Annotated in this window: 28 protein-coding genes; 10 read left to right on the top strand and 18 right to left on the bottom strand. The window is 40.4% G+C overall.

The window, feature by feature from the left end:
* Positions 1–44: 44 nt before the first annotated feature.
* From ACP14Y_RS18660 to ACP14Y_RS18595, 14 genes are all read right to left on the bottom strand, one after another.
* Complete coding sequence (locus ACP14Y_RS18660) at positions 45–827, bottom strand: SDR family oxidoreductase (protein ID WP_350206879.1); 783 nt, start codon at positions 825–827, stop codon at positions 45–47.
* 1 nt (position 828) lies between these two features.
* Positions 829–1,590: an SDR family oxidoreductase gene (locus tag ACP14Y_RS18655; RefSeq protein WP_350206880.1), complete on the bottom strand. Its 762-nt coding sequence runs from the start codon at positions 1,588–1,590 to the stop codon at positions 829–831.
* Entirely contained in the window at positions 1,590–1,934 is a 345-nt protein-coding gene (locus tag ACP14Y_RS18650) for a cupin domain-containing protein (RefSeq protein WP_350206881.1), read from the bottom strand. The genes ACP14Y_RS18655 and ACP14Y_RS18650 overlap by 1 nt, the downstream gene beginning before the upstream one ends.
* A 211-nt stretch (positions 1,935–2,145) precedes the next feature.
* Positions 2,146–3,096 (bottom strand): VOC family protein, encoded by a 951-nt coding sequence (locus ACP14Y_RS18645; protein ID WP_350206882.1) that lies wholly within the window; start codon positions 3,094–3,096, stop codon positions 2,146–2,148.
* Between the two features lie 27 nt (positions 3,097–3,123).
* Positions 3,124–3,975, bottom strand: coding sequence for an alpha/beta hydrolase (locus ACP14Y_RS18640; RefSeq protein ID WP_350206883.1), 852 nt, complete (start codon positions 3,973–3,975; stop codon positions 3,124–3,126).
* Between the two features lie 170 nt (positions 3,976–4,145).
* A complete protein-coding gene (locus ACP14Y_RS18635) occupies positions 4,146–5,024 on the bottom strand; it encodes an AraC family transcriptional regulator (protein WP_350206884.1) in 879 nt (292 codons plus the stop codon).
* Between the two features lie 256 nt (positions 5,025–5,280).
* Positions 5,281–5,712 (bottom strand): PaaI family thioesterase, encoded by a 432-nt coding sequence (locus ACP14Y_RS18630; protein WP_424964398.1) that lies wholly within the window; start codon positions 5,710–5,712, stop codon positions 5,281–5,283.
* A 57-nt stretch (positions 5,713–5,769) separates the two neighbouring features.
* Complete coding sequence (locus ACP14Y_RS18625; protein ID WP_350206886.1) at positions 5,770–6,633, bottom strand: class III extradiol ring-cleavage dioxygenase; 864 nt, start codon at positions 6,631–6,633, stop codon at positions 5,770–5,772.
* Between the two features lie 49 nt (positions 6,634–6,682).
* Positions 6,683–7,129, bottom strand: coding sequence for a MarR family winged helix-turn-helix transcriptional regulator (locus tag ACP14Y_RS18620; RefSeq protein WP_350206887.1), 447 nt, complete (start codon positions 7,127–7,129; stop codon positions 6,683–6,685).
* A gap of 20 nt (positions 7,130–7,149) precedes the next feature.
* Entirely contained in the window at positions 7,150–7,629 is a 480-nt protein-coding gene (locus ACP14Y_RS18615) for a phospholipase (RefSeq protein WP_350206888.1), read from the bottom strand.
* Between the two features lie 80 nt (positions 7,630–7,709).
* The gene (locus ACP14Y_RS18610; RefSeq protein ID WP_350206889.1) at positions 7,710–8,366 is read right to left on the bottom strand and encodes an NAD(P)-dependent oxidoreductase; all 657 of its coding nucleotides are present in this window, start codon (positions 8,364–8,366) and stop codon (positions 7,710–7,712) included.
* A gap of 1 nt (position 8,367) precedes the next feature.
* Positions 8,368–8,739, bottom strand: a complete 372-nt coding sequence (locus ACP14Y_RS18605; protein ID WP_350206890.1) for a DoxX family protein — start codon at positions 8,737–8,739, stop codon at positions 8,368–8,370.
* Positions 8,740–8,758: 19 nt separating this feature from the next.
* Positions 8,759–9,385 (bottom strand): YceI family protein, encoded by a 627-nt coding sequence (locus tag ACP14Y_RS18600; protein ID WP_350206891.1) that lies wholly within the window; start codon positions 9,383–9,385, stop codon positions 8,759–8,761.
* Between the two features lie 82 nt (positions 9,386–9,467).
* Positions 9,468–9,818: a SnoaL-like domain-containing protein gene (locus tag ACP14Y_RS18595; RefSeq protein ID WP_350206892.1), complete on the bottom strand. Its 351-nt coding sequence runs from the start codon at positions 9,816–9,818 to the stop codon at positions 9,468–9,470.
* A gap of 284 nt (positions 9,819–10,102) precedes the next feature.
* On the opposite strand from ACP14Y_RS18595, the gene ACP14Y_RS18590 reads away from it, so the two are divergent.
* The 10 genes from ACP14Y_RS18590 (at position 10,103) to ACP14Y_RS18545 (ending at position 22,242) form a co-directional block, all read left to right on the top strand.
* Complete coding sequence (locus tag ACP14Y_RS18590; protein WP_350206893.1) at positions 10,103–10,738, top strand: recombinase family protein; 636 nt, start codon at positions 10,103–10,105, stop codon at positions 10,736–10,738.
* Between the two features lie 26 nt (positions 10,739–10,764).
* Positions 10,765–13,848 (top strand): Tn3 family transposase, encoded by a 3,084-nt coding sequence (locus tag ACP14Y_RS18585; RefSeq protein ID WP_350206894.1) that lies wholly within the window; start codon positions 10,765–10,767, stop codon positions 13,846–13,848.
* An 86-nt stretch (positions 13,849–13,934) separates the two neighbouring features.
* Positions 13,935–14,657 (top strand): DUF4437 domain-containing protein, encoded by a 723-nt coding sequence (locus ACP14Y_RS18580; protein WP_424964449.1) that lies wholly within the window; start codon positions 13,935–13,937, stop codon positions 14,655–14,657.
* Positions 14,658–14,674: 17 nt separating this feature from the next.
* Positions 14,675–16,423: an arylsulfatase gene (locus tag ACP14Y_RS18575; protein ID WP_424964396.1), complete on the top strand. Its 1,749-nt coding sequence runs from the start codon at positions 14,675–14,677 to the stop codon at positions 16,421–16,423.
* 28 nt (positions 16,424–16,451) lie between these two features.
* Positions 16,452–17,054, top strand: coding sequence for an SUMF1/EgtB/PvdO family nonheme iron enzyme (locus ACP14Y_RS18570; protein ID WP_424964395.1), 603 nt, complete (start codon positions 16,452–16,454; stop codon positions 17,052–17,054).
* Positions 17,055–17,092: 38 nt separating this feature from the next.
* Positions 17,093–17,746 (top strand): oxygen-insensitive NAD(P)H nitroreductase, encoded by a 654-nt coding sequence (nfsB, locus tag ACP14Y_RS18565; protein ID WP_424964394.1) that lies wholly within the window; start codon positions 17,093–17,095, stop codon positions 17,744–17,746.
* A 21-nt stretch (positions 17,747–17,767) separates the two neighbouring features.
* Positions 17,768–18,739, top strand: a complete 972-nt coding sequence (locus tag ACP14Y_RS18560) for an LLM class oxidoreductase (RefSeq protein ID WP_424964393.1) — start codon at positions 17,768–17,770, stop codon at positions 18,737–18,739.
* The gene (locus tag ACP14Y_RS18555) at positions 18,736–19,533 is read left to right on the top strand and encodes an SDR family NAD(P)-dependent oxidoreductase (RefSeq protein ID WP_424964392.1); all 798 of its coding nucleotides are present in this window, start codon (positions 18,736–18,738) and stop codon (positions 19,531–19,533) included. Before ACP14Y_RS18560 ends, ACP14Y_RS18555 begins: the two co-directional genes overlap by 4 nt.
* Positions 19,534–19,747: 214 nt before the next feature.
* Positions 19,748–20,353 carry an NAD(P)H-dependent oxidoreductase gene (locus tag ACP14Y_RS18550; RefSeq protein WP_424964391.1) on the top strand — a complete coding sequence of 202 codons (606 nt, stop codon included), beginning with the start codon at positions 19,748–19,750 and terminating at the stop codon, positions 20,351–20,353.
* Positions 20,350–22,242, top strand: a complete 1,893-nt coding sequence (locus ACP14Y_RS18545; protein ID WP_424964390.1) for a monovalent cation:proton antiporter-2 (CPA2) family protein — start codon at positions 20,350–20,352, stop codon at positions 22,240–22,242. The genes ACP14Y_RS18550 and ACP14Y_RS18545 overlap by 4 nt, the downstream gene beginning before the upstream one ends.
* 38 nt (positions 22,243–22,280) lie before the next feature.
* Here ACP14Y_RS18545 and ACP14Y_RS18540 read toward each other — a convergent pair whose 3' ends face one another.
* The 4 genes from ACP14Y_RS18540 to ACP14Y_RS18525 form a co-directional block, all read right to left on the bottom strand.
* Complete coding sequence (locus ACP14Y_RS18540; protein WP_424964389.1) at positions 22,281–22,781, bottom strand: hypothetical protein; 501 nt, start codon at positions 22,779–22,781, stop codon at positions 22,281–22,283.
* An 11-nt stretch (positions 22,782–22,792) separates the two neighbouring features.
* Positions 22,793–23,620: a helix-turn-helix domain-containing protein gene (locus tag ACP14Y_RS18535; RefSeq protein ID WP_424964388.1), complete on the bottom strand. Its 828-nt coding sequence runs from the start codon at positions 23,618–23,620 to the stop codon at positions 22,793–22,795.
* Between the two features lie 71 nt (positions 23,621–23,691).
* Positions 23,692–24,645 (bottom strand): SDR family oxidoreductase, encoded by a 954-nt coding sequence (locus ACP14Y_RS18530; RefSeq protein WP_424964387.1) that lies wholly within the window; start codon positions 24,643–24,645, stop codon positions 23,692–23,694.
* Between the two features lie 243 nt (positions 24,646–24,888).
* Entirely contained in the window at positions 24,889–25,521 is a 633-nt protein-coding gene (locus ACP14Y_RS18525) for a hypothetical protein (protein WP_424964386.1), read from the bottom strand.
* Positions 25,522–25,525 lie beyond the last annotated feature (4 nt).

Genomic DNA, 25,525 nt, shown 5'->3' with positions numbered 1-25,525 from the left:
TGCAGTAAACATTTCGCACAGAAGGTCAAAACCACTTTCATGGACTAAATTGGAAATTTTGATTCCCCACCATCTACAGTCCAGATAGCCCCCTGAACAAAAGAGGCTGCTGGAGAAAGCAAGAAAGTAACAACTTTGCCAATTTCTTCAGGGCTTGCGAATCGACCCAGGGGTATGTTGGCAGCCATTTGTTTTTCTGTTTCTTCTAAGTTCTGCTTTTTTTCACCCGCCACCATTTTCACATAATTGGCCACTACCTCTGTGCTGGTGTAACCCGGTGCAATGCCGTTTACACGTATATTGGGAGCCAATTCTTCTGAAAAAGTCTTGACCATACCCGCTACAGCCAATCGTAGGTTAGAAGCCAACGTATAGTCAACAGAAGGCTGGCGTATGTAGCTCGAAGTGTTGATGACAATACTTGCATTGTCTGAAAAGATATTTAGCCCATGGTAACAGAGGTGTCTCACCGATGCGATAATGGTGCGATACCCGTTTTCCCATTCTTGCGAAGAAAGGGAAGACAAATTTCCTGAGGCAGGTGCACCTGAATTTGTAAACAGCAAATCAAGTTTACCTTGTTGTTCACTAATTACTTCATATGCTTTGATTATGTCGCTCTCGTTGGTGACATCACAGACCAAAGCGATGACCTGGTTTCCAGTCTTTTCTTCAATGTCCTTTGCACGTTCTTCTAGTTTCTCTTTTGTGCGTGCACATACATACACAATGGCTCCTTCTTTGGATAGCTCTTCTGCCACGGCTGCTCCCATTCCCTGGCTGCCCCCCGCTACAAAAGCTACTTTATCTTTTAAGTCTAAATTCATTTCAATTTGCTATTATTAGCCCTCCATCTACGTGAATATTCTGACCCGTAATGTATTGGTTCTCTTCTGAGAGCAGATAAGCAGCCAAGCTTGCCACATCTTCCGGCATCCCGAATTTCTTTAATGGAATTTCATTAATCGTTCTTTGATCAACCTCCTCTTTGCTAATATTTTCACTATCGGCATAGCGCTGATTAAAGTCAAGTATTCTTTGTGTAGCGATGTATCCTGGTGCTACAGTATTGATGAGTATTCCATCACTACCCAATTCTAATGCTGCTGTCTTAAGGGCATTGACCAGAGCGGCTCTTAAGCTATTTGACAGAATAATGCCTTGATAGGGGCTTTTTACCGTAAAGGAAGTTATAGCTACTACTTTACCACTATTTTGTTTTTGCATCATTGGTGTAAGTCCTCGTAAAAGACTTAGTGGTCCATGAAGCATGATTTTGGCATAAGCTTCCCATTCTGAATCAGAAACATCCATAAATGGCTTAATCGGTGGCCCACCATGGTTGAGAAGTATGGCATCAATATGGTTCTTTTCCTTTACCTTGGTCACCAAAGCGGAGATGGTGGCTGAATCCCCCAGGCTACCATCAACCCCTTCTACATTTATACCCAAATTCTGAAGTTTTGTGACAGAATCAGAGGTATTCCTACTGTTAATAATCAGATCATAACCCCTCTTTGCCAATGCTTGCGCCGTGGCAAACCCAATTCCTTTTGAGGCACCTGTAAGAAGTGCAATTTTTCTCTCCATCACGTAGCACTCTCTTCTAGCTTTTGAATAAGGTCTTCTCTGACAGGGGTGAAAAGGTCTATTAAAATGGTATCTTCTACAGCTTCCACTTCATGCTCTTCATTGGATGGAAAGTGAACAATGCCTCCTTGGAATAAATTAAATTCCTTCCCTTTCATTCTTACTTTTACGTGCCCCTCGGCGACAAAGCTCATCTGCTCATGAGGATGTGAATGCTTGGCTGCTACACTACCTTTGGGCAGTTTTGCTTGTACAGTCATTAGCCCATCACCGGCAAAAGGATATAGTTTTATTTCTCCAGCCTCCAAAAATGGCAGTTCATCCATTTGTGCGTAGTTGTTCATAAAATATATTGGTTTATTATTTCTTCCATTTTAAATGGTTACAATTTCAGAGAAATACTTTTACAATAAGTTTAAATTTTGATAATAATTTTTTGGTGGTAAGTTTACTTGTGCCTGGAGAATTCCAGGCCAGCAAGCAAACACCATTATTGTGCAAAGAACTTTTATATCCTGAAAAATATTTTTTCTAAATTTTTCCATCATGGTATACTTATTCTTCAGGACCAATTGATTCTGCCAAAAATGTTGGAGATAACTCTGGACCCCACCATATAATGCCCTCCGCTAATTCCTTCTCTTTCCATTGCACTGGTTTCCAGTCAGGATCATAAATATGATATCCTCCACTAAACAGCTCGAGCCTATGACCACTACCTGGATCAATTGCATAAATGAAACCAGCCTGTGAAATCCCGTGCCTACCTGGCGCCAGACTAAGTTCTACACCATTTTCCCTAAAAATATCAGCAGCTCTCGCCACGTCCTGAAAATTATCGAGATAGAACGCCGTATGGTGCAGCCTGTTTTGGCGGCCAGCTTCGTCAAACATAATGGCTAAATCATGCACCAAGCTGGTGACAGAAGTCCAATAAGCCATTTCAAACCCGTTATCTAATTGGATGTACTCTCGCACTTTGAAACCAAAAAGTTCTTCGTGTAATTTCATGCATTCTGATGGGTTGCCCACATTGAAGTTGACATGATCTATACAACGCGGGGATATCCCATGATCAAAAGATTTGAAAACCTGATTTTTCAATCTGGATCGCTTTCCTTCTGGAGCCAATGGTTTTTCCATCTCATAGTAAATTTCATAGGTCTGGCCTGTTGGTAATCTGAAGCGAAACGCTTTTCCCAAGCCAGCCTCTTCTCCTTCAGGCACCCATGCTGGCGATAAGCCTGCGCTTTCTACCTTACCATAAAAATAATCTACATCGTCAGGCTCGCAGGTTTTCCAAGCTATGTGATCAAGCACGGCTTCCTTTCCTTCGATAAGGATCAATGTATGGTGTTCAAAATCAGCCCATCCTCGATAATAAATCTTATTGCCTTCACGCTTTTGCTCGTTTAATCCAACAACATCGTGAAAGAACCAATGTGACTTTTCAAGATTGGGCGTAACTAGGGCAACATGGCCCAGTTTTGCTAACTTCTTTTGCATTTTATTTTAGGTTATTGTTTATTTTTTTTAAAAATTCTTCTCAAAGAACCCTTTCAACAAAAAGTGAAAGGATTCCTTATATTCTATTTGGGTCCAGTGACTACAATGGCTGAAAATGTGCATTTGGGCATTTGGAAGATGCTTGATTAAGTAGTAGCTGGTGTCTACATTTACGAGCAGATCTTCTTGCCCATGTATAATCAGAATAGGGTGATCCATGTTTCGTAGAGAACCGTCCGGGATTACCAATTCGTCAAGGTGCTGTTGCCTTGGTGCAGGAAACATAGCCCCGAAAGATCTGCGAATATTCGTATCTAAGGTGGCTTCATGGCGCATCTTGGAAATGTCTTTCAGTTGATCTCCGATAATGCTTTGATTGTATGAAAACCAGGAGATTATATTGGCCATGAGTTCTTGTGATGGGTCATCGTAGTACCCCCATGTTCTATCCAATTCCGGTGTAATGGTCGTTGGTGCACCGGCAGGCCCCATTAGTACAACTCTGTTAAACCGATCCGGAAAATCCATTAAAAGTTGGAGAGCTATTGCACCACCCATGGAATTTCCCACCATGTGTACCCTTTCAAGATTAAGTTCGTCCAATAGAGAGATAAGTTGATCCATCCACAGCCTCATCCAGTTGCGCATACCATTAGGTGGCTTTTCTGGATGATGGCTTTTTCCAAAACCAACCAAGTCTGGCGCAAGACAATAAAATTTCTCCCCAAATTCAGGCATTATATATTGCCAGTTTGACCAAGCACTAGCACCTGGTCCCGATCCATGTAAGAATAAAATTGCTTCTTTTTGACCTGCTCCACACTCATTGAGATATGTATTATTCGCATTTTCAACAATACGGTTGGTAACATCTACCATAGGGATTAATGTTGTTTAAGGGTTAATGAAGAAGCAATGTCTATTAAAAGAACCTAATTTCTTATATACAAAATGGCTATTAAAATATACATTTCGCATATTCGTTTTATACGCTTCAATCCCGATTGGAATTAAGGAGAAATGGTAATGTCAGAGCCAATAAGGCTTGACTATCTTTTTTGATAACTATTTCTGAAATTTTTGGGAGTGCTTCCTGTGTACTTCTTAAACATCCTAAAAAAGTAGGTTGGATGATTGAAGTTTAATTGATAGGCAATTTCTGAAACAGTTTGATCAGAATAGATGAGTAATCTTTGAGCTTCATGCAGAAGTCGTTCACGAATGATTTGGCCGGCTGGGTATCCGGTTTCACCTTTTACCACATGATTAAGGTGTCCTTCTGAAATGTTTAAACTATGTGCATACTCTGCCACACTCTTTTTGGCTTTAAAGTGTTCTTCAACAGCTTGAAAAAACCTATTGACGATAGTTTGGGAGGAGGAGTAATCTGCATTACTAGCAGGTTGGTCATGAAATTCGTATAACCTTAATAGGGCGAGGTTTAAGTAAGATCGAAGAATTTCATCTTTCAGAAACGAGCCGCTATTGTAGGTATCACTCATACGGGAAAAAAGGCCTTCAACTTCCTCAGCAGTTTCTTCATTCATTTTTACAATCAAGAACCTATTAGGAATATTATGTTTGATAATTCTGGCAAGGTGGCTGTTATTGTCAGAATGGATTTCAAAAAAATCTGCACTGAAGTGGACTGAATAACCCCGAAGAGTTTCAGCAAAATTTGTTGCATGTATAGTGTTTGGGTAAAGCAGTAAGAATTGACTGCCTTGAATTTCATGTTTCTCATCGTCAATAGTTACGATGTACTTTCCTTCAGATATCCATACAAGCTGGTACAAAAGACTATGACAATGAGGTTCAAGTACCTTTACTGTTTGTGCCAGGCTTTGAATCGTTTTTATTGAAAAATAATCTGTTAAATGATTTAACGATTTTTCACCGTACTCTAAATAGTTCGGAACAGGTTTCATTGGGATATCATCAATTTAATTCAAAGTACATGAATTAAAATTAAATTTATAAAGACCTTAAACCTAACATTATGTCGTGTGCTTCATCTTAAAATGTTATTCATGAGAATCTCGAACTAGAAAACCTTTAGGTATCAACTCAACCTGCTGATCAGAAAGATTCCGATACCTATTCTATTTGTGTTCTTTCGTTACTAGGGAGTAGAATAGATATTGAATTAAAAAAATACCTCCCGATTTCTCAGTCTTTTTCCAGCTATTTTGATTTTAAAACACTATACACACATCGTGCAACGGCTATGGGATCATCTTCTTGATCTTGAAATAATTGTATATCTACTTTAACAATGGTCTTTCCATTCTTTATCACTTTTGCAGTCGCCTTTACATCCCCCTTTTTAGCGCCATGTAGATAGTCTATGCGCATGTCCACTGTATTAATTCTATCCGACATAGCACTGAGCATAGTTGCTCCAGCAATTCCCCCTGCAGTATCGGCTATGGACGCAAGTATGCCGCCATGCCATCTTTCTTGCAAAAAATCACCGATGAACTCATCTTTGAAGGGAACTTTTATTAATGCGAAACCTTCCTTTAACTCCTCTATCTGTAGCCCTAAAATCTTGTTGGCCGGCATTAAATCTTCTATTCCTTTTTTTAGAAGATCGAAAATCTCCTTTTGTTCCATTATTTAAAATATTAAAGGTTAAAACTTGGTCATTAAAAGGTATCAAGGTTGAATCTATTACGTATCCACTGCCTCGATTATAAAACTTCTGTTACTAAATCCGGGAAGCATTTCTGAATAAGTATGTATAATTTCATCTCCACTATCAGTCAGTGCCATTGAGTAGATCAGCGGAACATAATGATCAGGTGTCGGAGCTGCTAACAGACCCAGTTTATTCTTTTCATAGTTAATGATGCTTTTCAAGTCCCTTGCATCAATTCGCTGTTTAATCCAACTGTCAAACTCCATTTCCCAACCGTATAGTTTGGTATCTCTCCTTTGCATTTTTGCCATCGCCAATTGAAGATTATGTACCAGTGCACCGCTTCCAATAATCAACACTCCTTTTTTTCGATACTTCTTCAACTGTAATGCGAGATCATAATGATATTGTGGTGGCTTGTAATAGTCAATACTCAATTGAAAAACAGGAACATCGGCTTTGGGAAAAAGATGCTTCAGCATGGGCCAGTTGCCATGATCAAAACCCCAGTCTGTAGTTTCATTAATAGTAGAAATATTGGAAGCTATCTCTTTTGCGATTTCTGGTGCTCCCGGTGCGGGATACTTTTCGGTATAATAGTTTGCAGGGAAACCATAATAGTCATAAAGCGTTTTAGGCCATGGTGATGTATTTACGTAGGTACCATTCGTGCACCAATGAGCGGAAACGACCAAAATAGCATTTACTTTATATTTTTCCCTGATCTGCTTTCCAGTATCTCCCAAATAGGAGGTGAATGGATTCCCATAAGCTGGTATTGGTATATCCATTGGGTTTCCGTGAGATGTAAACAATACAGGTAACACTTGACCAGTACGCTTCATATCTTGGATCGACTTTGCAAATCCCTTTAACCCGTATGTGGTTGCACCCATAGTTCCTATAATTGATAGTTTCAAAAAAGTGGACCGATCCATGATAGTGTTATGATCTGATCTTGTCTAACAGGGCGTTTAGCTGTTGAACCTCTTGGGTGTTCAAATTAGACAGGATAGCATCTTCCTGTTCCTCGCAAAAAGACATTTTCTTAAGTAAATCCAATCCTCTTTGAGTAATAATTACTTCCTTTTGTCTACGGTCAGTTTGGCTCTCTGTACGACTTATTAACTCTTTTTTGTGAAGCCTGTCCACAATTCTACTAGCATCGGAGTTTTTATCAACCATTCTCTCTTTTATAAGTCCAATAGTGGCAGCCTTAGGATACTGGCCTTTTAGAATTCTGAGTACGTTGAACTGCGGGGTGGCTAACCCATGCTTGTTGATTAGCTTAAAAAATTTTTGCCCGATAACACTATTGGTATAGTATAGGTTGACAAGAGCCTTGTGATAATCGTTTCTAAAGCTACTTTTTATTTCGTCTTCTAATCTCACTATAAGTCTTTTTAATCTAACTAATCATTATTCCCAAGGGCGAAATTATATGATTGTGTAAGGATGATTTTGGCTACCTCCAATTCTTCATTGTTTCTGGGAGCATAAAGCATAATGAAATTTGGTGGAAGCCAACCCTTGTACACAACAGGGTGCATTTCACCCCATCCCTTGTAGATGACTTCTTTTACGTCATTTTCTGGCAGACTTAGGTGCATGCTATAATCCGGATAGGGATGAAAATGCGCAAATTCAGTACCTACCATAAACGCATTGCAGTGCTGACAACTTTTATCATGGGGTAAGCACATAGCTTGAGCTCCGGGTACCGAAATTCTGCTTTGTTCCCTAGAGATATATGGGAGGGAAAAGGCCCATTTATTTAACTCTTCTATAAAGGATAAATCCTCAGGCTGCTGATCTAACTGTGTATGAGGGTTTGTGGGGGTGGTTTTGGGTTTCTCTCCTGGCCTATAGGAGGTTAATTCCAATTTATTCATAAGCTTAATGTCCTATTCAATTATGTAGTAAATGAAAGAAGACAGCTCAAAAAGATCAAAATTTCTGAGCTGCCCTCATCTTAATCGTTTGAAATACTAGGAGCTTTCTTAAAATATTGCTCATCTTTTAAGATACTCAGCATAAACTTAGCTACGTCCTTTCTTCCAATTGTCATGCGAAGTTTTTTTGAACCATCTATGCTTACACGTGTTGGTTTATGTTTAAGACTATTTGTTAATCCGACAGGTCTCACAGACGTCCACTCCAGGTCGCTCTCCTTCAGGATTTTTTCCTGTTGCTCATGCCCCCTATAAGCAGTGCCTACATTGGTTTTGTTGATCAATAGTTTAAACATCCAGTTGGTTTCTTCATAGCTATCCGCCACTCCCCAGGCAGACACAGTCAATATCCTTTTAATCCCTTTCTCTTTCATTACCCTCACAATATTGGACATGGACTGTTCTAAAAGGTTCTGAGGTGAAACAACTTTCGACCAGGGATTATCAGATACTCGAGCAATGTTTAGCGCACAAAATACCGCCTCACAACCATCAATGGTTTTCAAGACATCTTCATATTCAAGTGGTGACCCGGATATGATGGACAACTTCTTCGAAGATAGTTTTGAAGAAGATTCGTCACGCACCAGGCAAACAGGATGATGGCCTAAAGAAACGGCTTCATCTACCAGATGAATGCCAGTTCTTCCTGTAGCTCCGAAAATTGCAATGTTCATGTTAATTTTTGAAACTAGCCAATAGCTCTGGATTCCTCAAAAAAGCCACAGCCCAAACCAATATTAGGACTACAGATTGCACTAGAAAAGAATCACCAATACTCATGTGTGCCACTATGGCACCTCCCATATATGAACTCAAGAGGAATGAACCAAAAATGTTGGTTTTGGGAAAGAGAAAAAGGATTGTAGAAATTATTTCACCAATGGCAATAATCGTAATCCATTTTGATAACCCAAATGCCTCAAACATCTCTGTCATTTCTGGGGCAATAAATTTGCCCGATGCGCTATAAAGGAAGAGAGATGTTAATAAACCAGCTATGATCCAGCTGGTTAACTTTCTGCTTTTTGATAATTGTTTTGTTTCCATATTAACTAATGATTAGATACTATTTTTTTGTAGCTAAAAGTTCAATGCGAAGCTCAATTTCATCTGCCAGGACCATGTCTCCCATTGTGTTTTTATATGAAATCCCATAGATCTGACGGTCAAAAGTTAGATTTCCGCTTGCACTTAGCTTTCCTCCGTCTTCATCTATGGAAACATTCGTAACCGTCTCTTCATTTGTTACCCCTTTAATGGTCAGATCTCCGGTGATTGAACCTTCTGTGGCACTTTTTACCGTAAAACTCGCTGTTGGAAAAGTCTCTACGCTAAAAAAGTCATCAGACTGAAGGTGCCCGATCAACTTTTCACGAGGAGCCATTTCATACAACGCATCATCATCCGTAGTGACCATTGATGACATGTCCACGATAAAGGCACCCTCAGACACAATGCCACCTGTAATTGTGAGTGATCCTTCTTTGAAGCCGATAGTTCCTTCATGGGCATATACGCCAATCATGCTACCCTTCCAGTTTACAAAACTGGTTGTGTCAATTGCGTAAGAAACTGAGGTGACTGTGTCTTCATTTGCTACTTGTTCCCTAGAGTCAGAAGACTCATTTTTGTTTGAATTGTTACACGCAAATAGCCCTAGGATAAGTAAGCTTGCGATCAATCTGGTTTTCATTTTCATCGTTTATTGGTTTTAGATAGTTTTCAAATCATGCTATAAGTAAAAAGTTGAATATCTATATGAAAGCTCTTTCATATTAAGAAGAATAATAAAATCGTTCATGGATTATCTGTCCATCCTGCCACCTTTGGACAGCTACTTGGCACATGGTCATCCGAGGCGCTCCTTTATAGGTCACATCCATTTCCCATTCTACCATAGTCACATCGTCTCCAATCGCAACACTTTTTACTTCTGCGCCATGGAATGTTTCAATATTTCCCATTGACTCAATTTCACGTTCCCTGTTAGCATCTTTTCCAATTGTCGGTGGTTGACTATTTTCTTGCATAGAAACATCGGTATGGTAGTGTTTTTCAAAAGCCTCCATCATTTGTCCGGACAAAATCATCTCATTCAGGTCTTCAATTTTTTCTTTTAAACTCATTTCTTTCTGGATTTAAGTGTTGATTAATTAAATATTAATAAGTGAATCTAATTAAAAGTTTAGACAAAATATGTCTAAACATATATTTTAAAATCGTAAATTAAAAGGAGATTGTAGGCTCAGTTTGTCATTCTTGTACTTTATTAATTGGTATTCATAATATATAATTTTCTTTATTAGATGTTATTAAATAAATAATGTTATCATTTTTTTGATGTTTGACCAATTCCTTTATCATTAGCTTTAAAAATAGATACTATTTTAGCTAGTCTTTAAAAGATAACATGAAAGCAATTCTATACACAAGAGTTTCAACCAAGGATCAATCAACCTTAAGACAGGTTAACGATATGAAGTCTCTCAAAGACTTTGAGATTATTAAGGTCTTCTCAGAAAAGATATCTGGATTTTCGGTTTCTATCAATGAGCGTCCAGTTCTTCAGAAGGCATTAGCATTTGTTGATTCTAAAAACATTGAATGTATCATGGTCTCAGAAGTTTCAAGACTTGGAAGGAATACTCATGAAGTTCTCGGACTTATTGAAGAACTTAAAAAAAAATCAGTAGCTATATATATACATAACCTGGGAACAACTATAAACAAATCAGATTCGTCCAGCGAAATATTTACTAAATTGATAGTCACAATAATGGCAGACCTGGCTAGGCTCGAAAGTGAACAAATGAGCTATAGAATCAAATCAGGAATAAGGTCTCGGAAGGCAAAAGGACTTACTACTGGTAGAAAGATCGGATCAGTGGAATCAGTCGATAAGTTTCTTTCAAAACATATGGATATCCAGAAGTATTTATCGAAAGGCTATTCATCTAGGGAGATTCAGAAATTATGTAAGTGTTCACCAAACACGATTAAGAAGGTAAAGGATCAAATGAATTCAACAACTAATTCTTTAACTTAGATGAGTATCAACAAATCTCTAATGAGATGGCTTACATTAAAATTTTAAGAAATTCTGAAATTGAAGAATTTAACTCACCTGGAACTATCTCTAAAAAAGAGAAAGGAAACTATTTCGAATTAAACTTACTTGGAAGGAATCCCGATGATTTTACTCAGAAGAATGCCTTATTGGGTTTCATTCTTCAAAGAGGATACTTTTTAAGTAGTTACAAGTTCTTCCTCCCAGAAAGATTTCACAAAGAGGATCTTATTTTTTGTTGCACTCTCTTAGGCTTAAATCCTTCAGACTATTTAAATCAAGGAGGGGACTGGTATAAAAAGGCTACGAGGCTTAGCCATAAGAGGCAGATACTTGATTACTACGGATTTCAGGAGTTTAAGGAAAATCGCGAAAAGATTTCCGAGGAAGCTATTAGTCTAGTTAATAAAGCTCTTAAGCCAAAGCAGATCTTTTACTACTTAGTTAACTATTTGCTTAATGAAAAGATTGAAATTCCACTTTACGGAGCTATCGCTTCCATTATTACTCAATCATTAAATCAAGTTGAACAGAGCTTTATTGATCGGTTAAATGATTTGCTTTCTGAAGAGGATAAGGAATATCTAGAAGATTTTATTCAACTACCTGTTGGTGAAGGTGATATAAGCCCTAGCAATCCATATTTAATAACCACTCTGAAGAAACCCAATCAAGATCTAAAGGTTTCCAAAATTAGAGAAGACATTATCCAATTCAAGATAATTGAGGAAGTATTTACCCGATTTGAGTCTTTGTTTCAAAATGTAGAAATCACCGACGCATTGGTTAACTACTATGCCAAATGGATGATTATTGCTGAGCAACCCCAGTTCAATTCGATGCAGGATAAATCAAAAAAGTACTTATATCTACTTTCACTAATTGTATATCAATATCGAATGAGGCAGGATTTGTTTGTCGAAATATTGATAAAGACCACAAGAAAATTCATTTCAGATATAAATAGCCAAGTAAGTAAGGATTTCCTAGAACAAAAAACTACACCAGCAAAACATGTCAGTGAATCCAAAAATAGACTGATAAGAAGTATTAGTAGGTCGGATAAACTAAAGGAAGTAGAATCTATTCTGATTGAGAACAGATCTTCTGCAGAAGAACGAATTGTCGCGGCACTCAATGTAATAAGAAGTCGTCCCGATGTGGTAGAAACAATTAAAAAGGAGCTCGAACAACTTGAGCTTACAGTATCTACTAAATTGAAAGATGAAATGTTCTACTCTAAAGTAGAAGAGGGTTCAATCAAGCTTGCTAGAAGATTAAAGGATATTGTTCTTTCATTGAAGTTTGATGGTAAAACTTCTGAGAAAGAGATCTACCGAGCTGTTGAACACTTTCAATATAAAGATGGAAACTTAGGATCTAGTGCACCAATAGGATTCCTTAACTCTAGTCAGGGTAAGTACGTCCAAACTCACAGTAGCAGCCAAATAAATAATAAGATTTACAGATCGCTCTTATTCAATGAATCAGCATTCCATATCAAATCGGGATCACTAAATCTAAAGTACTCCAATGATTACAGATCTATCAATGATTATATGATTGATGATGAAACCTGGGAGAGGGATAAAGAATACCTTTTAGAAAAAGTAAACTTGTCACATTTAAGAGACTTTACTGATGTAATAATATCACTCGAAAAAAAATTGGATGAACAGTATGAGAAAACAAATCAAAACCTTTCTGAGAATGATAACTTGAAGTTTAGGAAGAATGGAAAGCCTTTTGTGACCAATGACAAGGCTGAGGATTTAGGATCAGAGATAATTGACAACCTCCTAAACAAGGATGAAGTAGTCCCATTAGTAAAGGTTCTTTCAGACATTCAGGATGCGACTGATTTTACAGAATGCTTTACACATTTTGCTATGAAAGGTGGTCATGAAACTCCTGAGGTGCAGGTGATATTTGCTGCAATAATTGGATTAGGTTGTAATATTGGTGTTAGGAAAATGGGTCGAATAACCCATGGACTAAATGCAGAAAAACTTGAGAACACAGCTCGTTGGTATTTTTCGAAAGAAAATATTAACGAAGCAAGAAATCGCATTTTAAGTGTTATAGATAAGCTTTCTGTACCCCAGCACTTTAAGGCTTCCGTTGACGAGTTACATACATCAAGTGACGGGCAAAAATTTGGAGTATCTGTTCCTTCGATACATGCAAGTCATTCATATAAGTACTTTGGTAGAGGTAAAGGAGTGACAGCCTATAGCTTTATCGATGAGTATAGTCGAGTATTTTATGATACTATTATAAGTCCAACAGAGAGGGAGGCTACATATGTTATTGATGGATTACTAGATAATGAAGAAGTAGAAAGTACGATCCATAGCACAGATACGCATGGCTATACGGAAATACTCTGTGGCATATGCTACTCAATTGGTATTGTGTTTGCGCCTCGAATTGCTGGGGATCAAATTATGTACACATTCAAGAATAGAAAGAGGGGGCATTATGAAAATAAAGGCTATCGAATTCTTCCCGACAATTCTAAATATATAAATGTCAAAATCATTGAAGATCAATGGGATAACATATTAAGATTACTAGTATCCATCAAAATCAAACATGTTAAAGCTTCAGTTATACTTAGAAGGCTGAGTTCTTACTCTCAAAGTCACCCATTATATAAGGCACTTAAAGAATTGGGGCGAATACATAAATCTCTATTTCTTCTTAAATACTACGATGAATCGGATCTAAGATCTAGAATGCAGAAGCAACTTAACAAAGGGGAACTGTGGCATAAGTTCGCTAAGGATGTTTGGTTTGGTGATAATCAGGAGTTTAGAGTTGGTGAGAAGTCAGAGCAGGAAATAGCCCTTGGTTGTAGAACCTTAATCCAAAATGTAATTGTCCTTTGGAATTACCTAGAACTTACAAAGAGACTATCTGCAATGAATGAGAAGCAGGCTTTAGAGGTAATAAATGCAATTTCTTCAAACCATGTAATATCATGGAAGCATATAAATATACACGGAGAGTATGATCTCGACATAATAAGTGAGCCCTCAAAGATGTTTGATTTGGAGAATTTATTGAAATATAAGGTAGTGGCTTAAAAGTAGTAAGCAGAAGAAATATATAAGTTATTGAATATCAACCTGTTGTACTTTTTACCGATTTTTTGTAGACAGCCAATAAAGAGCTGGTTCTGGCTTCTGACATTCAATGGACGCCACTAAACCCTGCGAGAGGAGACAACAGTCCGAAAGCTGGAAACATATGGGGTGATCGTAGCAAAGAAGGCGCAACTGGATTTTTGGTACAATTCAAAAAAGGCTTTAGCTCCCCCCCACATATTCATAACGTTACTTACCGAGGCATTGTGTTGAGTGGTGAGGTGCACAATGATGACCCGAATGCTGTCAATTTATGGATGCCAGCGGGTTCATACTGGACCCAACCAGCAGGTGAAGCACATATTACTTCTGCAGCGGGGGATTTTAATATGGCATATATCGAAATTCAGGATGGCCCCTATTTGGTGAAGCCAACTGATGAAGCCTTTGATAATGGAGAGCGACCAATTAACATGGAAGTATCAAACATGCCCTGGATCAGAGGTGATGAAATCACATGGGTGAAAAACAAAGCGGTCTATATGGCTCGCCTTTGGAATGATTCGTCTAGTGAATTGGAGACCACTTTAGTAAAACTACCTGCTGGGTTTAAAGGCAGTATTATTAGTAAGGCTGATGATTTCAAGTCAGTCGTTATTCAGGGAACAATCAAGTATGAAAGCCAGCAACTGGAACCGGGCAGCTACTTTGGTTCAAAAGGGAATGCTTCTCATCAGCTAGCCACCGACAGTGAATCCATGATCTACATTCGATCCAAGGGGGATTTTGAGATTAAGACAACATATTAAGCTTTAAAAACATAAGTATGAACACAATCAAAACTGGCACTTTAGCTTTACTAGCATTCCTGACCGGATGTAGTCCAAGCAGAAGAACTGAAGAGGTAATCAATAAAGATAAACCCAATATTCTGCTGGTATTGGCAGATGATATGGGGTACGGAGACATTGGTGTTTATGGTAGTGAAATAAATACACCAAACATCGATCAATTAGCCACAGAAGGCATTCAGTTTACCAACTTTCATGTAGGCGCTGCATGCTCCCCATCACGCACCATGCTTATGACGGGTGTTGACAATCACAGGGCTGGCATTGGCAACTTAACTGAGATTCAGGCTGACAATCAATTTGGGCAGCCGGGTTATGAAGGCTACCTAAACAATAATGTTGTCACAGTGGCTACTCGTTTGAAAGATGGTGGATATCACACCTACATGGCCGGCAAATGGCATTTAGGTAAATCCCAAACAACCATTCCTTACGCCAAAGGGTTTGAGCGATCCTTTGCGCTAATGGAAAGTGGGGCGGATAATTGGGTCGAGCAACCTTATTTCCCATTGAATAAAACCGTTCATTATTTTGAAGACCACAAGCAAGTTCAGCTTCCTACGGAAAACTATTTTTCCTCCGACTACTACACTGATAAAATAATGAGTTACATCGATGCGGGTAAGGAAGACGGAAAGCCATTTTTTGCTTATGTGGCCTACCAGGCCGTACATTATCCACACCAGGCTCCTAAAGAGTTTATAGACAAGTATAATGGTGTCTACACCAACGGCTGGAAAGAAGCCCGAATCCAACGCTTAGAAAAGCAAAAGGAATTGGGTATTGTATCTCCTGAAGTCACCCTGAATTTTGAAAATGAAGCCACCTCTGAGGCTGGCTGGCAGCTGTCCGATTGGGAGGTGCTAACGGACGAAGAGAAGGAATTTAATGCCAGAAGAATGCAGGCCTACGCTGGAATGGCAGACAATATGGATCATAATATCGGAAGACTGTTAGCGTATTTGAAACGCATAGGTGAATATGATAATACCGTAATCATTTTCCTTTCGGATAATGGAGCGGACCCCAATCAATTGTCCAAGAACCCTTCATTTAAAGCGTGGTATAAAGAGCACTACACCTACTCAACCATGGAAGACTATGATGGAGATTATTCCGCTGTAGGACAAAAGGGATCTTTTTCAGACTATGGGCCAAACTGGGCAGCAGCATCAAACACACCAAACAGCTATTACAAGATGTTTTCTACCGAGGGTGGATTGAGAGTGCCGTTTGTCGCCTGGTATCCAAAATCTATTCAGGCTGGGCAGGTCACCAGTGAATTTGCTTTTGTGAAAGACATTGCTCCTACCATGCTCGAAATCGCGGGTGTTGCTACAGATTCCAATACCTACAATGGAAAACAGATCTTTCCGATCACAGGGAAAAGTATGTGGAATTCATTAACTGGAAAGACAAAAGCAGTGCATCATGAAGATGAGATCATAGGTTATGAGCTGGCAGGAAGCAAAGCGGTCTTCAAGGGAGAATACAAGCTGGTATATAATCCAAAAACCAAAGGAACCGGAGAATGGGAACTCTACAATATAGTAAAAGACCCATCGGAAATGCACAACCTAATCTCGGAACAACCTGCAATGGTCGAGCAACTAAAGGCCGCTTACGATATCTATCAGGAAGAAAATGGGGTAATCCCTGTTCCGGATGATTATGATGTCCTAAAGCAACTTGTGAAGAATGCCAAGCGAGGTGGTTCGCATTAACCGACTTAAAAAATCAATGAAAGTGAAGATGTATTGCATAAAAATTACAGTACTAATTATAGTAAGTACGCAATTCTTTGGATGTTCACAATCAACTTCAAAAAGAGCCATTGAAGTAGTGACCTATCAGCAGTTTCATGAATTTGTTTCTGAAACGGGATACATCACCGATGCGGAGAAGTATGGCTGGTCGATTGTACAAAAAGATGTGTTCAATTTCGTCACAGTGAATGGTGCCAATTGGAAAACGCCTGATGGACTCCATGCCCCCTCATCTAAGAATCTTCCGGTTACACAAGTAAGCTATAATGATGCGATGGCCTATTGTAAATGGTCCGGCAAAAAGCTTCCTACCTACGAACAATACTGGGAATTAGTAAAGGGAGACAAACGAAGGATTGTAACCAGCTATAATTCACCCATTTCTGAAGCCGAAGAGGTAAACCTCATAGGGAACGTCTGGGATATTACACGTTCCGAAAACGGCCATAACATTCGACTGGCCGGCGGGTCACTTTTTTGTTCGCCCACCACGTGTAATGGCACAGCTGAAGATCGTGAATTCTTTGTGGATAAACAAACAGGAAATATCCACATCGGATTTGCAGTAATAAATCAGAATACATTTTGAGAAATAATCATTAAAAAACGATAGCAAATAAGAGTAAAATGAACCTAATAGAAATTTTAAGAAACAGATATTCAACCAAGGAGTTTGATCCTGAAAAGAAGATTGCTGACGAAGACTTTGAACAAATCAAAGCCTTGTTGCGGCTAAGTCCATCAAGCACTAATGCCCAGCCATGGCATTTTCTCATTGCACACGATCAGGAAGGAAAAGAGCGAATAGCCAAAAGTACTGAAGGGATGTTTGGCTTCAATAAAGCCAAAATACTGAATGCTTCTCATGTGATCGTGATTTGCTCACGCGTGGATATCGATGAGAATTACCTTCAACACATTCTTGAAAAAGAAGATGAAGACGGCCGGTTTGCTGAATCAGCTATCAAAGAACGACAACATCAGGGTCGAAAAATGTTTGTAGATATCCATAAGTATGACCTCAAGGATTTGTCTCACTGGATGGAAAAGCAGGTTTACCTCAACTATGGCAGCCTGCTATTGGGAGCTGCCACACTGGGGATAGATGCACTTCCAATGGAAGGTGTGGATGTGAAAATTCTCGATAAAGAATTTGGCCTTCGGGAAAGAGGATTTACGGCCCTTTCGGTAGTGTCTTTAGGTTATCATAAGGAAGAAGATTTCAATGCACATCTTCCCAAATCAAGACTCCCTGAATCTGAGGTTCTGTCAATGATTTAATTGACCAAAATACTTATCCAAATGAAGCCTTTCGAACAAATAAACCGGGGATTCAACAGCGTTTTCCAGACGGGTAAGCTCAGTGTTGGGATCGTAATTCCAATAGAACATTATCTCAATGGCCCCATCCCAACCATGAATGATCACCTGGAAAAAGTAAAGCTCGTTGAGTCTTTGGGATTCAAGGCTTTGTGGATACGGGACATCCCTTTTAATGTACCTTCATTTGGAGATGCCGGACAGTTGTTCGATCCTTTCACGTATTTAGGTTTTCTGGCGGGGCAAACGTCAGAAATAGCATTGGGCATCTCCAGCATAGCCCTACCCCTGCACCACCCCTTGCATGTGGCCAAGGCGGCTACATCCATTGATCAGCTTTCTGGTGGAAGAATGATCCTTGGTGTGGCGTCAGGTGATCGGCCTGATGAATATCCGGCCATGGGTATTGACTTTGAAAGCCGTGGCGAACAATTCAGGGAGGCCTTTGAATACATCAGAAAAGTGCAGGAGGATTTTCCTGATTTTGACAATCAATTTGGGAAAGTAAACGGGCATATGGATATGCTACCCAAAGCACAAGGAAGCAAAATCCCATTGTTGATCACAGGAAGTAGTCGGCAAACTTTGGAATGGAATGCGAAACATGCCGACGGCTGGATGACTTATCCCAAAAACCTATATCAACAGAATGACACTATCCGCCAATGGAGGGAAATGATTGCAAAGGATTTTGATCACGACAAACCATTTATGCAACCCCTATATGTGGTTTTAGAGGCAAATGATGATGCCAAACCACAACCCATACAGCTGGGATTCAAAATAGGTGCCAACTATTTACTGGACTATTTTCAGCAGTTGGAAGAAATTGGTGTTAACCACGTGGCTATCAACCTTCGCTTCAATAGTATGCCAATGGAAGCGACACTAAATAAACTGGCTGACAAAGTGCTTGCCCCCATTCATTCAAAAACAAAAGAATTACAATCATGAAGAAAATACTCATTACAGGAAGTACGGACGGTATTGGCAAATTGGCCGCCATCGAGTTGGCTAGAGCCGGACATCAGGTTTACCTGCATGGCAGAAGCATGGACAAGCTGAGTAAGATCATTTCAGAAGTGAAAGCAACCTCAGGCAATAAGAACATCTCAGGATTTGTAGCGGACTTATCTGACCTCAATCAGGTGAAGCAGCTGGAAAAAGAGATTATCGGCCAAATAGACGTATTGGATGTGCTAATCAACAATGCGGGCGTTTACAACACGCCCACTGCGACCAATACAGATGGACTGGATCTACGCATGGTGGTCAACTATCTGGCGCCCGTTCTATTGACAGAAGAACTCTTATCTCTCTTAAAGCAAGCGGATAAACCAAGAGTTGTGAATCTCTCATCTGCCGCGCAAGCACCTGTAAACTTGGATGTACTGGCGGGGAATAAAACAGTCTCCGAACAGCAGGCGTATGCACAGAGCAAGCTGGCTCTCACCATGTGGAGCTTTCATCTGGCACTCCAAGAGCCTGATATAAACGTAATTGCCGTAAACCCAGGATCGCTTTTAAACACCAAAATGGCGTTGGAGGCCTTCGGGAATTCCTGGTCTCCAGCTGACAAGGGTGCCCAAATTCTGTTTGATTTAGCTGTTTCTGATAACCATCAAGGGATCACAGGGAAGTACTTTGACAATGACCAGGGAAGCTATGGCGATGCGCATCCTGACGTGTATAATCCATCTAAAATTGAAAACTTGATTTCTGCAACGCAAACTCTTTTAAATCAATGAATCAAAAGATGGATTTGATTTACTATTCCAAAACGAAACAACAATTACGAATGAAAGTAGCATAACACCTGCAAACGAAAAGCAATAACAATTGTATGTATTAGGACAGTATAAAATATCCATGCAGAACCACACCCATATCATTGCCTTCACAAAAGAGTGTTAGCTTTATTCAAGATGTAATAAACCACGCGTATTTAATCAAAATCCTAACATGCCTAAAATACTCCTCCTCTTCGCTCACCCCAGGTTCGAACGATCTCGAGTCAACAAGGCACTGATCGAAAAAGTCAGAAGAAAGGAAGGTGTCACCTTTCATGATCTGTATGAGCAATATCCAGACTTCAATATCGATGTGGTGATGGAGAAAAGCCTGCTGGAAAATCACGACATCATCATCTGGCACCATCCCTTTTATTGGTACAGCTGTCCCCCACTCCTTAAACAATGGATCGATGTGGTATTGGAATACAAATGGGCCTATGGTCCAGAAGGCAATGCCCTGGAAGGAAAGCAGGTGATGAGTGTTATAACTACCGGAGGGACTAAACAAGTCTATTGCGCAGAGGGCACGAACAACTATCCGGTCAACGAATTCCTGCGTCCGTTTGAACAAACCGCACGATTGTGTGGGATGGAATACTTACCACCCTTTGTTGTGATGGGTACGCACAGCCTACCGGATCAGGATCTGGAAGATTACACGGAAGCTTATGCAACTACCATCGACCTGTTGCTTGAGGGCATCAAGGAATCTCATCTAAACAAATACACCTTCTTCAACCAGGTGCTTCAACTCCAAAACAAAGACATAAAATGAGTGGCAGCATCCTCTTTCAGGCAATCATCTTTCTTGCGGGAGCAATCATCTGCGTTCCCATCGCCAAACGATTTGGTTTGAGCTCGGTTTTGGGCTACCTGATGGCTGGCATTTTGATTGGCCCTTATGTGCTTGGGTTTGTTGGGGAAGAAGGCGATGACATCCTGCACTTTGCAGAATTTGGTGTCGTGATCATGCTTTTTCTTATTGGGCTTGAGATCGAACCGAAGAGCTTCTGGAAAATGCGAAAAAGCATCGTGGGGATGGGTGGTGCGCAGCTTATTGCCACCTTGACCCTCTCCTACGTCGCATTCAGTTATTACGGGTACGACTGGAAAGTATCATTGGTCATCTCCATGGCAGTCGTGCTCTCGTCCACAGCAATTGTCCTGCAAACGCTAAAAGAAAAAGGATTAATGGAAACAAATTATGGAGCTGCTTCTTTTTCCATTCTGTTGTTCCAGGATATCATCGTTATCCCCATGCTAGCGATTATCCCGCTACTATCAAGTAAAGATGTATCAGACATTGGGACTGCTGGTCATGAAGGAGAGCTCCAGACTTACCTTTTAGAGGACTTGCCTATTGGTGTACAAGGCTTTGCTGTCATTCTTTCAGTCGTGCTCGTCATACTCGCAGGTAGATACCTCTTCGTCCCAATGCTCAGGCTGGTGGCCAAGGCTAAGGTGCGAGAGTTGCTTTCAGCATCCGCACTGATCATTGTGTTAGGTCTTGCGCTGGTAATGGAGCTGGTAGGTCTCAGCCCGGCATTAGGTGCATTTCTTGGAGGGGTGGTATTGGCAACCAGTGAATTTAAGCATGAACTGGAGAGTAACCTCGAGCCATTCAAGGGGCTACTGTTAGGGTTGTTCTTTATGGCAGTAGGTGCCTCCATCAACTTTATTATCATCGCCGATAATCCGATCATGATCAGTGGGCTCGTGCTGGGCGTCATCCTGTTGAAGGCGGTGGTCATCTTTGGTGTAGCAGCTCTTTTTAGACTTAAGATGGATCAGCGTCTGCTGCTTGCTGTGGGTTTGGCACAAGTTGGAGAGTTTGCGTTTGTGCTCCTCTCCTTTGCGTTTCAGCTCAACATCCTGGATCGCGAACAGCTAGATATGATGCTGGTAGTCACAGCTGTATCTATGACATTGGCGCCTATTCTTGGGATGATCAATGAGAGACTTATCCTCCCAAGAATTGGCACCAGAGAATCTGAAGAACGAACCATGGATCATATTGCACGTTCCCACAAGACCATCCTGGTTGGGTTTGGTCATTTTGGAAGTACCGTTGGCAGGTTCCTGCGTTCGCATGGTATTGAAGCCACTATTCTTGATCATGACTCTAACCGGGTAGATCTACTCAGAAAGATGGGATTTGAAGTGTATTATGGTGATGCAACACGACCAGACCTGTTGGAGTCGGCGGGTATTGAAGAAGCTGAATTGCTTATTAGTGCCGTTGACAATCCGGACACCACGCTCACACTGGTCGAACTGGTTAAAGAAAAGTATCCGCACGTGAAGATCATGGCCAGAGCCAAAGGAAGGTATGATGCCTATGAGTTGCTCAATATGGGTGTTCAGCATGTTTACAGGGAGTCGCTCGAGTCTTCTGTGAAACTGGCAGGTGATGTACTAGCTCACATGGGCTTCCGGAAGTACAGCATATTAAGGCAGGCACAGAATTTCATCAAATACGACGAGGAGAGCTTACGTCGTATGGCAGATCAGCCGAAAGACACGGAAGAATATATCTTCCAGGCAAGGGAAGAGATTCAGCAGCAGGAAAAATTACTCGAAGACGACCTTAAACGGGGTATCATCGATGACGACCATCATTGGGATAGTGCAGAAATGAGACGGCAGAAAAGTAAGCCAAAATAGTCTAAAGTAAGCGATACCTAGTTTTAAAAGTTGGCGTCTTATACTCCTTGTATTGACAACAATTGCTCATAATAAGCTTCAATTCTTGCATGAGCCGTGCCATCCACCAACAAAATGACAACCATCATCGCAATGGTGGTAATGCCGATTGCTCTCCACGTTGGCGTATTGATAAAAATGATCAGCAAAGCCGCCACAACGATGATCATTGGAACAACCTTGAGAACAACTGTGTATTCTTTCAGCGTGCTTTCCGCCCTTGCAACTTCTGATGCTGCAAAAGCCGAAATATCCTGATGGTAGGCCTTTTCAAATTGCGTTATTCTGGCCTTGTTCGTAAAAAATAAGCCCAACCCAATGGTCATTAGTAGTACTCCTGCAACCAACATTGGGATGATATATGCTCTGGCTAGTTCGGTTTTTCCCAACTGCCAAAACCCTGCACTGGCGGCTAAAAACAGAACAGCGAAAATGATGAAGAATCGCGTGGAGAAAACCTCCGCTCTGGCCCACTCCTGAGATGCTTTTAATAGTTCCATATCTTTGATATTTATCTTGTTGATGATTGTTGATTCATTATGCTACTTGGGCTGTACCCAAATGCTTTCTTAAAGGCAAATGAAAAATGAGATAGGTTCTCAAAACCTGCTGAAAGATATACTGCAGTAGCTTTTTGTCTTTCCTTGGTCAGCTTATGATGTGCCAGATTGAGCCTTTTTTCCATGAGCCACTTCCCTGGAGTTTGATTAAACATTTTTTTAAAGTCTGATTTGAATGTGGTTAAACTCCGACCAGTCAAATAAGCAAACTTTTCTAGCGGTAGATTGTACATGTAGTGCTCCTCCATATACTTCTGCAGGTCAATTTTGCCGATCTCACTAAAAGTACCCAAAATAGAGCTAGCTCGTTTGTCCACCTCATCTATGATTACCAATGCTTCTTTGACTTTGATTGGCACCAGTTTTTCGGAAAGTTCATCCTGCATCTCAAAATAGGTATGCAGTGACCCAAAAAATCCTTCCAATAATGGATGTGGACGGATAGGTCTTTCTTTTAAAACATTGTCCGACCAGGAACCCAGCGTTGAGCGGTTTTGATAAAATTCCCTCAGTTGCTCCTCCGGAAGTGCCATCGATACACATTTAAAAGGCTCACCATCAACCGGAGCTTTCACACTTCTGGATAGCTGATTTTTAGGAACCAAAAGCGTGTCTCCCTTCACAAATGTCAAGGTTTGTTGTCCATAAGTGATTGTCAACTCTCCAGAATAGATGTAAGCAAGAATGTGCTGAGGGTGTACATTCTCCCATGTGTACTGTTCATCAATGGTACACGTCATAAAGACCTTGCCTTTATCGGTTGCGTTGGGTACTTCCATATTCACAGAATATAGCTAATTATCGGATGCCCTGATAAGTTGATGGCAGAGCACCCTTCAATCCATTTCAATTACACTTCAAACTTTTGTCCGATCGCCTTTTCAGACACATCCCACAATTTCTTTGATACTTCTTTATCTTTTGCATGTGGCTCTAATTTGTGCTCACCAACAGGGCCTGTCCAAAAATTTCGACCTGTAGGCCCGTAAAAACCTTTCTGGTCTAAGTTCTCTTCGGTAGCACACATCAATTCTGGGTACGAGCCTTTTTCAGCTGACTGTACCATTGGAGACAATTTCATGAGTTGCCAAATGAAGCGTGTCATTAAGCTACCGCTTGTTCTGATCAAAGACGTTCTGGAAGCACCAGGGTGACATGCGTAGGTTTTTATATCTGTCTTACCTGCCTTTTCCAATCGATCTTGCAGTTCATAGACTGTCATGATCTGGGCTAATTTGCTTTGGCTATACGCAGCATTACCATTATAGTCTCTATCCCAGTTAATGTCGTCGAATTTGATGGTTTTCAGACCTAAATTGTGTCCCATACTTCCCACGGTCACTATACGACCTTTGGATTTTTCAATTAGTGGGAACAACAAGGCTTGCAACAGGAAATTGCCATAGTGGTTGGTGCCCATCTGACTCTCAAACCCATCTTCCGTAATCACTTGCTTTGGCACTTGAGCTATAGCGGCATTAAGCATTAAGGCATCAATACGGGGGACAGTTTTAAGCACCTCATCAGCCGCTTTTCTTACTGAAGCTAAATTTCCTAAATCAACAGTGATATACGATACCTCGATATTGTCCCCCAACTCATTCTTATAAGTTGCTATGACATCCTCTGATTTTTTAGGATTGCGGTTAAGCATGACCACCTTAGCGCCCTTGGATAGCAAGATCTTAGCAGCTTCAAATCCTGTTCCGCTTGTAGTACCAGTAATGACGTACGCTTTTCCTGCCAGATCACCTATTCTTTCAGGAGTCCATCCACTTTTGCCAAATTGGTTATAACTTTTCATTTCTCTCTTGTTTCAAATTTTGTGAGACAAAGATCTGATGAAACCAAAAGTTTGACTTTGTTTAAAAGTCGTTTATAGTTTGTTTTAAGGTTTAGAAAAAAAAATAAATGAAAGTGAAGCCGCATCCCATTGCATTTCTAAATCAGCTATTCATATATAGACTCCTGTCAGACTATGGTTTGAAGCTTTGGAATTCAAAAGACTATTCGGAAGAGAATCCCTTGATGTGTGGTTAGATATACCTCAATACTTGAGCACCCAGGCATTACCTGTGAAACCCGTATTGGAATTCAATGCAGCCTCTGCCTGGGCCCAGCTATCATAGTCAGCCACGGAAACCCCATGAAAAGGAAGCTCATTATAATTATGCTGAACGAGTTTGACATCATTTCCTTCCTGGGAAAGTTTTCGAGCATAATCCATGGCCAGATCATCATCTATACTGCTGGAAACAATCACATAGAATCGACCGGTTGGTGAGGAGATGGTCTCAATAACTCCAGCCTCCCTCCTGGCCTCCATTGCCGCTATTTCATCCAGTTTCTCATTGACAAAGGTCAGCCGATCCTGAGGATAAGCCTGATTGGGAAACAATGAAGAAGCTTCAGAATAAAGAGATTGAGCAGATACCCAGTTTTCCTGATCAAACGCGGCATCCGCATCTACAATCAGTTGATCATATCTGGTTTTTCTTCGTGCTGCTTCTTCTTGTTGCTTTTTCTCTGCCTCTTGTTTTGCTAGTTGCTCCTGTCGTGCTTGTTCTTTAGCCTCCTGTTCTGGTTTATAAAATCCGAAATACCAGACACCCATTGATCCTGCCAGCACCACTATAATGACAACAATGATCACTGCAGCCTTATTACTTTGATTACTCATTCGC

The organism is Ekhidna sp. (assembly GCF_965247405.1).
Classification (GTDB): Bacteria; Bacteroidota; Bacteroidia; order Cytophagales; family Cyclobacteriaceae; genus Ekhidna.
Note: the sequence above shows the minus strand (reverse complement) of the source record. Positions and strands in the feature narration are given on the sequence as shown.

Coding starts and splice junctions, on each gene's coding strand:
- ACP14Y_RS18550 (WP_424964391.1), top strand. CDS start 19,748: ATGCCTAAAATACTCCTCCTCTTCGCTCACCCCAGGTTCGAACGATCT.
- ACP14Y_RS18575 (WP_424964396.1), top strand. CDS start 14,675: ATGAACACAATCAAAACTGGCACTTTAGCTTTACTAGCATTCCTGACC.
- ACP14Y_RS18615 (WP_350206888.1), bottom strand. CDS start 7,629: ATGAATAAATTGGAATTAACCTCCTATAGGCCAGGAGAGAAACCCAAA.
- ACP14Y_RS18585 (WP_350206894.1), top strand. CDS start 10,765: ATGGCTTACATTAAAATTTTAAGAAATTCTGAAATTGAAGAATTTAAC.
- ACP14Y_RS18530 (WP_424964387.1), bottom strand. CDS start 24,645: ATGAAAAGTTATAACCAATTTGGCAAAAGTGGATGGACTCCTGAAAGA.
- ACP14Y_RS18645 (WP_350206882.1), bottom strand. CDS start 3,096: ATGCAAAAGAAGTTAGCAAAACTGGGCCATGTTGCCCTAGTTACGCCC.
- ACP14Y_RS18640 (WP_350206883.1), bottom strand. CDS start 3,975: ATGGTAGATGTTACCAACCGTATTGTTGAAAATGCGAATAATACATAT.
- ACP14Y_RS18535 (WP_424964388.1), bottom strand. CDS start 23,620: ATGGAAGTACCCAACGCAACCGATAAAGGCAAGGTCTTTATGACGTGT.
- ACP14Y_RS18570 (WP_424964395.1), top strand. CDS start 16,452: ATGTATTGCATAAAAATTACAGTACTAATTATAGTAAGTACGCAATTC.
- ACP14Y_RS18555 (WP_424964392.1), top strand. CDS start 18,736: ATGAAGAAAATACTCATTACAGGAAGTACGGACGGTATTGGCAAATTG.
- ACP14Y_RS18540 (WP_424964389.1), bottom strand. CDS start 22,781: ATGGAACTATTAAAAGCATCTCAGGAGTGGGCCAGAGCGGAGGTTTTC.
- ACP14Y_RS18650 (WP_350206881.1), bottom strand. CDS start 1,934: ATGAACAACTACGCACAAATGGATGAACTGCCATTTTTGGAGGCTGGA.
- ACP14Y_RS18635 (WP_350206884.1), bottom strand. CDS start 5,024: ATGAAACCTGTTCCGAACTATTTAGAGTACGGTGAAAAATCGTTAAAT.
- ACP14Y_RS18560 (WP_424964393.1), top strand. CDS start 17,768: ATGAAGCCTTTCGAACAAATAAACCGGGGATTCAACAGCGTTTTCCAG.
- ACP14Y_RS18605 (WP_350206890.1), bottom strand. CDS start 8,739: ATGGAAACAAAACAATTATCAAAAAGCAGAAAGTTAACCAGCTGGATC.
- ACP14Y_RS18630 (WP_424964398.1), bottom strand. CDS start 5,712: ATGGAACAAAAGGAGATTTTCGATCTTCTAAAAAAAGGAATAGAAGAT.
- ACP14Y_RS18595 (WP_350206892.1), bottom strand. CDS start 9,818: ATGAGTTTAAAAGAAAAAATTGAAGACCTGAATGAGATGATTTTGTCC.
- ACP14Y_RS18660 (WP_350206879.1), bottom strand. CDS start 827: ATGAATTTAGACTTAAAAGATAAAGTAGCTTTTGTAGCGGGGGGCAGC.
- ACP14Y_RS18625 (WP_350206886.1), bottom strand. CDS start 6,633: ATGGGTGCAACCACATACGGGTTAAAGGGATTTGCAAAGTCGATCCAA.
- nfsB (WP_424964394.1), top strand. CDS start 17,093: ATGAACCTAATAGAAATTTTAAGAAACAGATATTCAACCAAGGAGTTT.
- ACP14Y_RS18545 (WP_424964390.1), top strand. CDS start 20,350: ATGAGTGGCAGCATCCTCTTTCAGGCAATCATCTTTCTTGCGGGAGCA.
- ACP14Y_RS18525 (WP_424964386.1), bottom strand. CDS start 25,521: ATGAGTAATCAAAGTAATAAGGCTGCAGTGATCATTGTTGTCATTATA.
- ACP14Y_RS18655 (WP_350206880.1), bottom strand. CDS start 1,590: ATGGAGAGAAAAATTGCACTTCTTACAGGTGCCTCAAAAGGAATTGGG.
- ACP14Y_RS18590 (WP_350206893.1), top strand. CDS start 10,103: ATGAAAGCAATTCTATACACAAGAGTTTCAACCAAGGATCAATCAACC.
- ACP14Y_RS18600 (WP_350206891.1), bottom strand. CDS start 9,385: ATGAAAACCAGATTGATCGCAAGCTTACTTATCCTAGGGCTATTTGCG.
- ACP14Y_RS18610 (WP_350206889.1), bottom strand. CDS start 8,366: ATGAACATTGCAATTTTCGGAGCTACAGGAAGAACTGGCATTCATCTG.